The organism is Nostoc sp. ChiSLP03a, assembly GCF_034531215.2.
GTDB lineage: Bacteria > Cyanobacteriota > Cyanobacteriia > Cyanobacteriales > Nostocaceae > Nostoc.
This window is the reverse complement of record NZ_JAVRBQ020000088.1, coordinates 1-12,201: the sequence shown is the minus strand read 5'-3', so window position 1 is coordinate 12,201 and position 12,201 is coordinate 1. Positions and strand designations below refer to the sequence as shown.

Sequence of the window (12,201 nt, the reverse complement as noted above, 5' to 3'; positions counted from 1 at the left end):
GAGTGTTTTCAAAAAATTTATATGTTTCAAATACTAATAATTGATGACGATCATTCAATAAAAATACTCCTGAAAAGGATGTTGGAAAAACAGGGTTATGAGGTCGTTACTGCCAGTAGCGGCGAGGAAGGAATAGAAAAAGCACAGGTTTACCGTCCAGCATTAATTATTTGTGATTGGATCATGCCGGGGTTAAATGGTCTAGAAGTTTGCCACCACATTAAGACAGACCCCAAATTTTTCACCACATTTTTTATTTTATTAACATCCTTAGACTCCGTTGCCGATTGCGTCAAAGGCTTAGACGCTGGTGCTGATGATTTTATCTCTAAACCTATTGAGCATAATGAATTACAAGCACGGGTAAGAGCAGGATTACGCCTGCATCAGTTGAGTAGAGATTTGCAGGCTCAAAAGTTGCTTCTAGAATCAGAAATGTCAGAAGCAGCAGAATATGTGCGATCGCTGCTACCTCTTTCTATGACTGAACCCTTCAATATAAATTTTCGATTCATTCCCTCACGACAACTCGGCGGTGACTGTTTCGATTACTATTGGCTCGATGATGACTATCTGGCAATTTACTTACTCGATACGGCCGGACATGGACTCAAAGCCACTCTTCCTTCTGTTTCAGTGCTGAATTTGCTGCGTTCCCGTGCGCTCAAAGGTCTTGATTACTATCAACCTAGTGATGTATTGAAGGCTTTAAATGACACTTTTCAGATGAATTATCAAAATGATAAATACTTTACCATTTGGTACGGAGTTTACAACCGAACCAACCGCCAGTTAATTTATGCTAGTGCAGGTCATCCACCAGCAGTTTTAGTAACCGGCACATCTCCAAGAAAGTCTGAAGTTCAACTCCTAAAAACCCCTGGTATGCCAGTTGGCATGTTTCCAGAGGCAAAATATGTTGATGGGTTTTGCAATATTGAAAAATTCAGTACCCTTTATATTTTTAGTGATGGCGCTTATGAAATAACTAAATCAGACGGCACCCTTTGGAGTTTGGATGCTTTTATTCAGCTACTAGTTAGCTTACAAGATCCTGTTGATAGCCAACTCGAACGCGTACTCAGTTATTTAATAGCTCTAAACTCCAAAGATGCTTTTGATGATGATTTATCTATTTTGCAAATGAAGTTTGATTAATTACGTATTAGAGACTACAACCTGATTAAATGCATCTTGGCTGGGAAATATTTCAAATACTTTATCCATATTAGTCAGTTCAAATAATATTCTGACTTGCTCATTAATTGAGCAGAGAACAAGCTTAATATCTGAGGCTCGCAAGGTTTTAAAAGCTAATACTAAAGCTCCCAAACCCGAACTATCCATAAACGTTACATCTTTAAAATCAACTAACACAATTTTCGCACCACTTTCTAGAATATTTGTGATATTTTGTCGAAAGTCTTGTGAAGTTGTGGCATTCAAATTACCACTGAGCTTAATAACTTTTACTTGCTCTCTCATAATTATGTCACTCTGACTTATGTAAATAATACTCTGATTTCGCTATTATAGAACATTTAAAAATGCTTGTAAAATAAAATTTAAGCTTAGATATTGAGTAATAATTGATAATTAATCGGGATAGAGAAAGATTAATTATAAAAATTTGAATCTTTTTTTTCGTAATTAAAATTTTTTTAGCTTAATTAAGTATAGTTTTTTTACTATAAATAGACCAACTATAAATCAACCAGCAAAGTAAGTTGATACGATCGATATCTGGTATATTTAGTTTTGTAAAGATGTAAAAGTGACCAATTTATAAGCAGTTCGTTTATTTGATGTTCTATCATGTATGTTGATTTTTTAACGCCGACTTACTTGCATCTTCTCGATTTAGATATAGGACTAGTATTTGATTTCTGAAAAGATGCGTAGGGTGTGTAGCTGCGAGAGTACGGCACCATTATCAAAGGTTTAGTGTCTTACGAACTGCGTTTTAACACACCCTACAATACCTAATTTTGTTCAAAAATCAAAGATGATTCCTATATATACTTACTTACATACAAGCTGAAGTTACTGCTTTTCAGATTATTTACCAAATATTTTTGCAAAACTGAAATTCTCCAATAAATCTCACGATCGTAGCTGTCATTAAGCAATTCAAAATTCAAACAGTCTAGACTACACTTACGTATAGCTAAACCTAGTCCAGCAGCAGCTTTCCCTCCGTGAGTATTTATGATAGTAACTAGGATCTACATTTATTTATGTCCAATTACTTACATAATTGAAAAAATTTACCTCTGGACTACCGCTCTAGAGCCAAAAATTTAGGTTTTAACAGCGCCAAGCAAGCTAGAACCGACACCAAGGCTTTATAAAGAAGTTTTCTTGAAGGCATCGCCTTTGCTATTTTAGTATTCCCAATATCTGTCATTTATCGACAAACAATACAAAAAGTAAAGAGTTATGAATTTATTACTCCTAACTCCTGGAAAGACTTGGATTAATCGCGTCTCTACTCCTGACGCCCTCAAACAGGACTCACTTTAGCTCTGTAAAGCAACTTTTCACCTTGAAGGTAGCCAGTGTAGCGTACTTTGACTGTTTCTCCAGGTTGTGCAGTTCCCTCCAGCAATTGGTGCAGTTGGGGATCGTAAGGTAATTCTGCTCCCACAGGGGCGATCGCTTCTACTCCCCACGCCTGTAACAGCTTTTCTAGGGGTTTCTGCACCAAGGGTATTATTTTGACTGCTGCTAGCTGAGGATTCTCCTGCGCTTTCTGTGCTGCTGTTGGCCATTGCAATAATAAAGACTCCAGCAGTTGCAAACTCGACTGCTGGAGTTCTTGTAGTAATATTTCTCGCTGTTGTTCTAATTGAAGCTGCGAGCGATCGTACTCTCTTCTTAAATCTGTAATTTCTTGTAACAATTCCTGAGTAGGCGCTGTTTTCTCTGGTAATAACTCTACGGTTGAAAAAGTTGCGATTAATTCATTCAATGGCATCTGTAGCACTGGCGAAAGCTTAAGCAGCACATCTACCCGCATCTGCTCTAACTTTCCTTGGCGTAAGCGTAAAAGTTGACGTTCTGAGACACCAGCAGCGCGACTCAGACCTTTAAAACTAGAAATACCTACCTGTTGCATTAAATCTTGCAACTTTTGGGAATGGAGCATTGGGGCATGGGGCATGGGGCATTGGGGAGGCAGTGACGGGTACGCAGGGGTTTCCCCAACTGGAGCAACTGCCGTCATTGGGCATTGGGCATGGGGCATTGAGCATTGGGCATTGGGAAATAATTGTTATAACTCCTAACTCCTAACTTTTAACTCCTAACTCCCCAGTTCCCAATGCCCTATTCCCTATTCCCTAATTCCTATTCTTCCAGTAAACTTCTCAACATCCAAGCTGTCTTTTCGTGTACTTGCATCCGCTGAGTCAATAAATCGGCGGTAGGTTCGTCGTTAACTTCCTCTATCACCGGGAAAATAGACCGTGCAGTTCTGACTACGGCTTCTTGTCCTTCCACAAGTTCGCGAATCATCTCCACAGCTTTAGGAACTCCGGGAGTTTCTGGAATCGAACTCAGTTTGGCATATTCGCTGTAGGTTCCTGGTGCAGGATAGCCAAGCGCTCTAATTCTTTCGGCTATTAAATCAACTGCTAAGGCTAATTCTGTATACTGGGTTTCAAACATCAAATGCAATGTTTGAAACATCGGCCCCGTTACATTCCAATGGAAGTTATGAGTTTTCAGATACAGTGTATAAGTGTCGGCTAACAGGTGAGATAAACCATCGGCAATTTTACCCCTACTCGCCTCGTCAATGCCGATATTTACATTTTTGACTGTTACTTTCGATGACATAATTTTCTCCTAATTAGGTTATATGTAATGGGGGATTGGAAATTGGGTATAGGAAAGAGGACTTAGGGACAAGGGGAAAGACTTGATTGTAAGTTCTAAACTTTTGTCACCTTGTCCCCCTTGTCTCCTTGTCTCCTCTGCTCCCCTGCTCCTTATTCCCCACTCCCATTTTCTATGCCAAGTGCATCTTCAAAACGCTACGGGGTGCTTTACGAACTCTGGCTAAAACGGTTTCTTTGCCTAAACGCTGGCAAGCTTCATACCGATGGCAACCAGAAAAGCCATAATATTGTCCATCTACTTCTAGGACATCAATAGGTTCTTGCTGCCCAATCTCCGCAATCGATTCCATTAAGGCTTGTACTTTATTTGGATCGTTTGTACGCGGCAATGGCCGTTTTATCTGATTTAATGGAATTTCTTGGACTTTTACCATAAAGAGTTTATCCAACTAATTCTGTTTTTTGTCTCTATATAAATCATAGTCATTATGACTTCGTTTTGCAACTAGTATTTAGGGCAAAATTGGTAATGGTATCATTGGAGCATTCATGCGACAAAAAAACCGCACTACAAAGCAATTGGAAAATCAGCTCCAACGACGCATTAAGGGGCAGAAGACGCTTGAGTACTCGCTATCGCTTCCCTATCAGATAGCCATGAAATTTTCGTTTTGGCGTTTTCCCCACGCTGTACTTACAACATTTTGTCTATTGGGACTGACTGCTGCATCAGGGCCTGAAAGCAACATCCAGGATATAGAACTGAAAATTGGGATTGTGCAGCGATTTGGCGCCGAAGCCACAGCCAAGCTGCAACTGGAACCGATAAAAGGCGATCGCTTAAAGCTAAAATTTCAAGTGGGCAATAAGCAGCAAGTCCTGTTTACGAAAAATCCTGTAAAGCTGGAAACAGTTATGCAAGCTTTACCCCAGTCAGCAGTCGAAGAAGTAGTAGTTTTGGGCACATACCGTACTTTTGAAACTGCGGAAGACAGTGCTAAGAAATGGCGTTCTCAGGGAATGGAAGTGGAAATAGCCCAGCCAGAACGCTGGCAGGTTTGGGCTAAACGAGATGTTTACAGCACCCCTTTACTGCGACGTTTGTTATTACAAAACATCCAAGCTTCTACTAAAGAAAAAGTATATCTTGATACTAAAGTTTTGAAGCAAGTACCGCGAGTGAGTTGGGTGGTGGATGGTAATCGCTATAGCCCAAATAACTTGGAAATTAGCACTGATAAAAACTTAATTCGGGTAAATAAAACCGAAAAACAAGAGTTTGCTCGTCTTTATGCCGGTCGAATGACTTTGCAGCCAAATGCTTATGGCACATATACTCTAGTTAATCAAGTACCTTTAGAAACTTATTTGCGTGGGGTTGTACCTTACGAAATAGGAACAGATGCACCAAAAGCGGCGCTGGAAGCTCAGGCAATTCTCGCTCGGACTTATGCTTTGAGAAATTTACGTAGGTTTGCCGCCGATAACTATCAGTTGTGTGCTGATACTCACTGCCAAGTTTATTATGGGTTGAAGGGAGCAGCAGCCAAAACAGACCAAGCGATCGCCTCAACTAAGGGTAAAGTACTAACTTATAAAAATGAACTCGTAGACGCCCTGTATTCTTCTACCACTGGTGGCGTCACCGCTTCCTTTAGCGATGTCTGGAATGGCGAAGATCGGCCCTATCTGCGCCCCGTACTGGATGCTCCGACTAATTTTTGGAACTTGTCTAAGCAGAATTTAGCAGATGAAAAGAATTTTCAGAAATTTATTAATACGCAACAAGGATTTAATGAAAGCAAGTGGGATATGTTTCGTTGGCATAAAGAAACGCCTTTAAAAGATATTATCAAGGACTTGCAGAAGTTTTTACAGGTGAAAAACAGTCCCCATGCCAAATTTAAGACAATTCAGGCTATGGCAGTAGTGGAGCGCAGCCAGAGTGGACGTATCCTGGAACTTGCGGTTAAAACCGATCGCAGTACCTTTATTTTGCACAAAGACGAAGTTCGCAGTGCTTTTGCCGCTCCTACAAGTACGCTTTTTTACATCCAACCTCTGAACAAAGGCAAACCGGAACTCTGGGGATACGCTTTTATTGGTGGTGGATTAGGACATGGAGTCGGCTTGAGTCAAACTGGCGCTCAAAATTTAGCTAAACTAGGTTGGCCAAGTCCAAAAATTCTCCAATTTTACTATCCTGGTACTCAGATTCAAATTCTCAACAAAGAGACTAAGCTTTAAGCTTATTAACATTCAAGTTGCATTTTTCGCTAGCAGTCAGGAGTTAAGAAGAGGCAAAAAATAGCGAGGAAACTCATACTTAAAAAATTAAGCAGGAACACAACATTTACTGCGTTCCTGCTCAACACAAAATTAGACTTTTTGTCAAAGTCGCCTTCAGAAGTACACACGGCATTGCATTGCCAGGGTGTTAACTCTAGATATCCTGTTTGTATTTTGTCAACATTAGTAACTCTTGCAAGAGGTTTATGTTTGAGTCGCTTAACTCTTAGTAAAGGTCTTCTTCTTTGTGAGTTTCGATTGTTACGTCAGAGGTTGGGTAGGCGACACAAGTCAGTACATATCCTTTTTCTATTTGTTCATCATCTAAGAATGACTGATCGCTCTGATCGACAGTACCCTTGGTGAGTTTACCTGCACAGGTCGAGCAAGCACCAGCGCGGCAAGAATAAGGCAAGTCAAGACCAGCTTCTTCAGCAGCATCTAGAATATAGGTATCGTCATCAACGTCAATTGTTTCGTTCAGTCCTTCAGCCTCGTTGATTAGTGTCACTTTATAAGTTGGCATTGAGTAATCCTCTCTTTTGCGAACGGCAGTATAAGTTATCTTAAGGCAAAGGTCACGGCTGTTCTGTGGAATTAGCCGTTGGTTCAAATTTGCTTCAATTCTGATACTACGAGAAAAATTAAACGATGTGACTGGAAATTGAACCCGATTAGTAATGAAATTTAGTTACTTAATCCCGATAAGTTTTCTTTATATTATTTTCGACCCTAGTCAGGTTGTAATTAGAAAAAATTATATACCTAAAACAGAAACATGAGTAAGGTTAATGTTACCGATATTTTGTAGAACTTACGTAGAAGAGATTCCCCAGCCCCTTTAAAAAATAGGGCTATTTCATTTTCTAATCTGATTTAAATGCGCCCGTTATAACAGTAGAGATGTAATTTTTCTTTTGCCATTTTTTTGTTCATAATATTGACAAATTTCTGAGATGATGGATAAAAAAAGGGCTTTTGTTTTGAAGTCTTCATTTTTGAGTACACGTAATTCTATCTAGCTTTAAATAAAGTCTTATCGATCCTTGAGGGGGTAGGACGAATGTTGTAGAGTCTAGACTGGTGAACCCCATGAAGAGAGAATCTCACCACTAAAAGCGTGGGAAGATCGAGAACAGAACTAATGAGGATCATGTATAATTCAGAAGCAGCTTTGGAAAAAGCAAGAGTGCGTGTAGGTTTGGTAGGTACTGGGTATGCGGCAAAGTTTCGGGCTGAGGCATTGCTCCATGATGAGCGATCGCACATAGTCGCAGTTGTTGGTCATACAAGAGAAAAAACCGAAAACTTTGCTAGAGACTACCAAATTGAAGTCTTGAATACTTGGCAAGAGCTAGTAGAGCGTGAAGATATAGACCTAGTAGCAATCTCCACTATTAATCGAGATCATGGGGCGATCGCTCGTGCAGCACTTAGCAACGGCAAACATGTAATTGTAGAGTATCCTCTTTCGTTGGATGTATTTGAAGCCGAGGAACTGATTGCCTTAGCCAAAGCACAACAAAAACTCCTACACGTTGAACATCTGGAACTTTTAGGTGGTTTGCATCAAGCTTTGAAGCAAAACTTAGACAAAATTGGTGAGGTATTTTATGTTCGCTACAGCACCATCAATCCTCAAAATCCTGCACCCCGCAAATGGACTTATAACCACGAGTTGTTCGGCTTTCCCTTAATTGGTGCCCTGTCTCGCCTACATCGCCTCATCGATTTATTTGGTACAGTATTTACAGTTAACTGTCACCAGCGATATTGGGAAATAGAACCGGAATACTACCAAACCTGTTTCTGCAATAGTGAACTGTGCTTTAATAGTGGACTTTTAGCCCAAGTAGTGTATGGCAAAGGCGAAAGTATTTGGCAATCAGAGCGGAAGTTTGAAGTTCACGGTGAAAAAGGTGGTTTAATTTTTGATGGCGACACCGGAATATTCGTGCAGCCAGGGGAAACAACACCTATAGAGGTTGGGCCTCGCCGGGGTTTGTTCGCCAAAGATACGAGGATGGTGTTAGACCATCTTTTTGACGGGACTCCTTTGTACGTTACCCCAGAGGAAAGCTTGTATACCCTGCATGTTGCTGATACTGCACAAAGAGCTGCACAGACAGGGTTAACTATGTTTATGAAAGATACTTTAGATAAAAGTTAATGAAAACTGAACTAATTGTTATTTTATCCCAACGAGAAATAGAGAAAATGCGTCAAGCTGGGCGTTTAGCTGCTAAACTTCTCCAGCATCTAGAACCCTTTGTGAAACCAGGGGTTAGCACTCTCGAACTCAATGATGAAGCCGAACGTTGGACGCAAGCGCATGGAGCAAAAAGCGCACCCCTTGGCTATAAGGGTTATCCTAAATCGATTTGCACCAGTGTAAATGAGGTCATTTGTCACGGCATTCCCAACGCCAAGCAAATTCTCAAAGAAGGTGACATCGTTAATATTGATGTCACACCGATTGTTGAAGGTTATCACGGCGATACATCCAAGACATTTTTTGTTGGTTCTCCTTCCCCAAAAACGAGAAAGCTGGTAGAGGTTACAGAAGAGTGTTTGCGTCTAGGGATTGCTGAAGTTAAACCTGGGGCACGCATTGGCGATATTGGTGCAGCCATTCAAGAGTATGCTGAAGGACAAGGCTTTTCGGTAGTGCGAGATTTCGTTGGCCACGGCATCAGTAATATTTTCCATACTGCGCCGGATGTTCCCCACTATGGCACACGCGGTAAGGGCAAGCGCCTCAGACCAGGGATGGTTTTTACCATTGAGCCAATGATTAATGAAGGTACTTACGAAGTCGAAGTTCTGGGCGATAAGTGGACGGCGGTAACGCGCGATCGCAAGCTTTCTGCTCAATGTGAGCATACTCTAGCTGTAACTGAAGATGGGGTTGAAATTCTTACCTTAGCTGAAGGCGAGAATTACTGAGTAATGAGTAAGTTGAAATCCTTACCTTAGCTGAAGGCGAGAATTACTGGGCTGTATGATTAATAATTCCAAGTAATTCTGTCTCAATTGTTACATTAAGTTCGTTTTGGAGAAGGTTGTTTCTGTTTTGAAACACTAAGCTGAGGATTTAAAAATGGGGGGATGGGACACTCTAGCGTCATGGCGATCGCTCTGAGTAAATCTGCTTCTGAAGGAGTAACTTTGTTATCTAATAATACGGTGTGGGCGCAAGCATCAACAATAGATTGTTTGAGTTTGGGAGTGGCAAGACGCAGGCGCTCAATACTTTTCTTTAGTTCAGTAAAATTACAACTTAATGGCATTTCTGGTTTTTCTTGCTCTCCGGCTTTGGGAAGTCGAAAAACTCCAGAACGAAAAGCATAGGCGATGTCTTCAGTAGACGCATCAGGTTGGGAGTGTCCGACACGAGCAATTACGGACAATATTAATAGACTATCTGGCCAAATTTGTTCGATGGAAGTAAATTCTACGGTTGTAGTAGATGCAGGATTTATACTAGGTTGCAGACGATACCACAGTATTAACTGCAACACAAAATGCCACAGCGATAAACTTCCCGTAGCTACAACTAAACCGTGGACGCATTTGCATAGCCTTTGGCATTCTTTGGCAGAGTTTTGGCGCAATATAGGCACTGCCAAATCCACAAGTGGCAAGCGAATTCTGGGATCTAACTGACTAATTTCGCTACTTAGTTCCAAGGTTTTCTCTACCAAATCAGCAGGCTGTACCTCTCGTAACCAAGCAATCTGACGTTCTTGAATTTGGCGATTTTCCGTATCTAAAGCTAGCGCCAAAGCTAGGGCCATTGCACTTTGTTGCTCCCGCGCACCCAAACGCAAAGATTCTGGTAACTGCGATAACAGCGCTTGAGCATGGGCAAAATGCTCTGGTGTAACGCTGCCAACTTGGTTTACAACCTGTTTTGGTGTGGCACTGTCACCACCAGCAAAGCCCATTGTTAGGGATTCTTGGGAAGGGGAACGCATCTGATTGCGAGATGGCATTGCTGCTAAATTGCTGACGTTCAAACCCCCAACCCGACGGATACGTTCTGCTAAGGGTGGGTGGGTAGAAAACATATTTTCCCAAAAAGAGGGGTTAAGGGCATTGCTAAAAAACATGTGGCTAGAGGCTTCTGCTCCGGGCGAAATCAAGCGTGAATCCATCCGTTGGAGTTTTTGAAAGACTCCGGTAAGTCCGTTGGGGTTGCGAGTGAACTGTACGGCTGAAGCATCAGCGAGAAATTCGCGTTGGCGAGAGACTGCGGCTTTAATCAAGCGTCCGCAAAGTAATCCGATACCGCCAATGGCCATTAGTGCCAAACCAAACGCCCAGATAGGTAAACCCTTGTCTTCCTTTCCTAAGCGGAAGCTATCGCGAAGGCGCCAGAGTAATTCCCCAGTTAAATAAATGAATAAAATCCCATGCAGTAGTCCCACTAAACGCAAATTTAGCCGCATATCTCCATTGAGAATATGACTGAATTCGTGCCCGATGACTCCTTGTAGTTCATCCCGGCTCAAGTGTTCCAAAGTTCCACGGGTAACTCCAATTACAGCATCATTGGGCGAAAATCCGGCAGCAAAGGCATTAATGCTGGTTTCTCTGTCGAGGAGATAAACTTGGGGGACAGAAATACCAGAAGCGATCGCCATTTCCTCGACAATATTTAATAGTTGTCGCCCTTGTTCGTCGGCTATTTCTGGTAGCAGAAGTCTTCCTCCTAACTCTTGGGCGATGACGCTTCCGCCTTGACGGAGACAGGCAATTTTGTACAAACTTCCGATGGCGATCGCAATTATTGTAATCCCAGCTACGTAGAGAAATAACCCTGGATGCCACCAAACACGAGGAGCCATGCGAAACAGAAATAAACTGGCAAGATAAATTGCCATAATCATGACTGCGATCGACAGGGAAAATAACCCAATTAATTGTTGCGTATTTTGGCGTGCCCGATCCTGATGTTCAAAGAAGTTCATAGATACCTAAAAAGATACGCGTGGAGCATTTCTTATTTCTGGGGTAGCTTCAGGGAGCAATTCTGCAACAGTAAAGTTAAATGTATTTGCCACCAAGTTGCTGGGAAAAGATTCGCTCTTGGTGTTGTAAAGTGTCACCGCGTCATTAAAAGCCTGACGGGCAAAAGCAATCCGGTTTTCAGTGGAAGATAATTCTTCCATTACCTGAGTCATGGCGCGATCGGCTTTCAATTCTGGATAAGATTCTGAAAGTACCATCAATCGACTTAACGCACCCGTCAGCGCCCCTTCAGCATTGCCCAACTGTTGCATCGCTTGGGGATCGCCAGGATTTTGTACCGCACGACTGCTAGCATTAATTGCAGAATTCCGAGCGGCAATAACTGCTTCTAAGGTTTCTCGCTCATGTTTCATGTAACCTTTGGCAGTTTCCACCAAGTTGGGAATTAAATCATAGCGGCGCTGTAATTGAACATCGATTTGAGAATAAGCATTTTTGTAACGGTTGCGATACTTAACTAAATCGTTGTAGGCATTAATGATAATTACAGCAACAATGGCAACTAAAGCAACAGAAAATATTAAAAGCCCCATATTTTTAGATTATTTCCATCAGGTACTTACTTTTTTGCAGATTTACCAAACACGGTAATCTTGATATCCAGCAAAATTAGTGTGGATATAAAGATGAGTCTACTTATAGCAAGTTGGCTTTGTCGTCTGTAGAATTAGTTACGCAAGTTTACTGATGTAGGATTTTTAAATAACCGCAGAGGCGCAGAGAACGCAGAGTGCCAAACTATTTGTGAACTCTAAGTATTTAGGCATAAATAAATTAAAGTTTGTAAGCTAAACCACATCTAGTTTGCATAATCTGAAATTGTACATTTCTTGTGGGGTAGGCGTCTCGCCCGCCCAATATATGCAAGTTCAATGTGGAACAGCTTAGTAAAGACTTTATACCAATTTAATGTGAAGTTGCACATATCTTGATCCCCCTAAATCCCCCTTGAAAAGGGGGACTTTGATAGATGTTTTTCCGGTTCCCCCCTTTTTAAGGGGGGTTAGGGGGGATCGAATTCTATGCAGCTTTATAA

At 41.5% G+C, this 12,201-nt stretch carries 11 protein-coding genes; 4 read left to right on the top strand and 7 right to left on the bottom strand.

Annotated elements, in window-relative coordinates; genetic code table 11:
* Positions 1-21 precede the first annotated feature (21 nt).
* Positions 22-1,158: a PP2C family protein-serine/threonine phosphatase gene (locus RMY32_RS14300; protein WP_322712632.1), complete on the top strand. Its 1,137-nt coding sequence runs from the start codon at positions 22-24 to the stop codon at positions 1,156-1,158.
* On the opposite strand, the gene RMY32_RS14295 is transcribed toward RMY32_RS14300, so the two are convergent.
* The 4 genes from RMY32_RS14295 to RMY32_RS14280 all read right to left on the bottom strand — a co-directional run bounded on the left by RMY32_RS14295 (position 1,159) and on the right by RMY32_RS14280 (position 4,276).
* Positions 1,159-1,485, bottom strand: coding sequence for an STAS domain-containing protein (locus tag RMY32_RS14295; protein WP_322712631.1), 327 nt, complete (start codon positions 1,483-1,485; stop codon positions 1,159-1,161).
* 1,018 nt (positions 1,486-2,503) lie between these two features.
* Positions 2,504-3,148: a nucleotide exchange factor GrpE gene (gene grpE, locus RMY32_RS14290; RefSeq protein WP_322712643.1), complete on the bottom strand. Its 645-nt coding sequence runs from the start codon at positions 3,146-3,148 to the stop codon at positions 2,504-2,506.
* Positions 3,149-3,348: 200 nt separating this feature from the next.
* Positions 3,349-3,840, bottom strand: a complete 492-nt coding sequence (locus tag RMY32_RS14285; protein ID WP_322712629.1) for a Dps family protein — start codon at positions 3,838-3,840, stop codon at positions 3,349-3,351.
* A gap of 172 nt (positions 3,841-4,012) precedes the next feature.
* Positions 4,013-4,276 carry a ParB N-terminal domain-containing protein gene (locus tag RMY32_RS14280; RefSeq protein ID WP_104907642.1) on the bottom strand — a complete coding sequence of 88 codons (264 nt, stop codon included), beginning with the start codon at positions 4,274-4,276 and terminating at the stop codon, positions 4,013-4,015.
* 115 nt (positions 4,277-4,391) lie between these two features.
* Between RMY32_RS14280 and RMY32_RS14275 the strand changes: the two genes are divergently transcribed.
* Positions 4,392-6,089 (top strand): SpoIID/LytB domain-containing protein, encoded by a 1,698-nt coding sequence (locus tag RMY32_RS14275; protein ID WP_322712628.1) that lies wholly within the window; start codon positions 4,392-4,394, stop codon positions 6,087-6,089.
* A gap of 268 nt (positions 6,090-6,357) precedes the next feature.
* Here RMY32_RS14275 and RMY32_RS14270 read toward each other — a convergent pair whose 3' ends face one another.
* Positions 6,358-6,657, bottom strand: a complete 300-nt coding sequence (locus tag RMY32_RS14270) for a ferredoxin (protein ID WP_322712626.1) — start codon at positions 6,655-6,657, stop codon at positions 6,358-6,360.
* Between the two features lie 627 nt (positions 6,658-7,284).
* On the opposite strand from RMY32_RS14270, the gene RMY32_RS14265 reads away from it, so the two are divergent.
* On the top strand, positions 7,285-8,301 hold the full coding sequence (locus tag RMY32_RS14265; protein ID WP_322712625.1) for a Gfo/Idh/MocA family oxidoreductase: 1,017 nt from the start codon (positions 7,285-7,287) through the stop codon (positions 8,299-8,301).
* A complete protein-coding gene (gene map / locus RMY32_RS14260; protein WP_322712624.1) occupies positions 8,301-9,077 on the top strand; it encodes a type I methionyl aminopeptidase in 777 nt (258 codons plus the stop codon). The genes RMY32_RS14265 and map overlap by 1 nt, the downstream gene beginning before the upstream one ends.
* Positions 9,078-9,172: 95 nt before the next feature.
* On the opposite strand, the gene RMY32_RS14255 is transcribed toward map, so the two are convergent.
* Entirely contained in the window at positions 9,173-11,104 is a 1,932-nt protein-coding gene (locus RMY32_RS14255) for a M48 family metallopeptidase (protein WP_322712623.1), read from the bottom strand.
* 6 nt (positions 11,105-11,110) lie between these two features.
* Positions 11,111-11,698 carry a LemA family protein gene (locus tag RMY32_RS14250; protein ID WP_322675516.1) on the bottom strand — a complete coding sequence of 196 codons (588 nt, stop codon included), beginning with the start codon at positions 11,696-11,698 and terminating at the stop codon, positions 11,111-11,113.
* Positions 11,699-12,201 lie beyond the last annotated feature (503 nt).

What these genes read in the sequence shown, in the direction of transcription:
- grpE (WP_322712643.1), bottom strand. Translation starts at nt 3,148, where the DNA reads ATGCTCCATTCCCAAAAGTTGCAAGATTTAATGCAACAGGTAGGTATT.
- RMY32_RS14295 (WP_322712631.1), bottom strand. Translation starts at nt 1,485, where the DNA reads ATGAGAGAGCAAGTAAAAGTTATTAAGCTCAGTGGTAATTTGAATGCC.
- RMY32_RS14285 (WP_322712629.1), bottom strand. Translation starts at nt 3,840, where the DNA reads ATGTCATCGAAAGTAACAGTCAAAAATGTAAATATCGGCATTGACGAG.
- map (WP_322712624.1), top strand. Translation starts at nt 8,301, where the DNA reads ATGAAAACTGAACTAATTGTTATTTTATCCCAACGAGAAATAGAGAAA.
- RMY32_RS14265 (WP_322712625.1), top strand. Translation starts at nt 7,285, where the DNA reads ATGTATAATTCAGAAGCAGCTTTGGAAAAAGCAAGAGTGCGTGTAGGT.
- RMY32_RS14300 (WP_322712632.1), top strand. Translation starts at nt 22, where the DNA reads ATGTTTCAAATACTAATAATTGATGACGATCATTCAATAAAAATACTC.
- RMY32_RS14250 (WP_322675516.1), bottom strand. Translation starts at nt 11,698, where the DNA reads ATGGGGCTTTTAATATTTTCTGTTGCTTTAGTTGCCATTGTTGCTGTA.
- RMY32_RS14255 (WP_322712623.1), bottom strand. Translation starts at nt 11,104, where the DNA reads ATGAACTTCTTTGAACATCAGGATCGGGCACGCCAAAATACGCAACAA.
- RMY32_RS14270 (WP_322712626.1), bottom strand. Translation starts at nt 6,657, where the DNA reads ATGCCAACTTATAAAGTGACACTAATCAACGAGGCTGAAGGACTGAAC.
- RMY32_RS14275 (WP_322712628.1), top strand. Translation starts at nt 4,392, where the DNA reads ATGCGACAAAAAAACCGCACTACAAAGCAATTGGAAAATCAGCTCCAA.
- RMY32_RS14280 (WP_104907642.1), bottom strand. Translation starts at nt 4,276, where the DNA reads ATGGTAAAAGTCCAAGAAATTCCATTAAATCAGATAAAACGGCCATTG.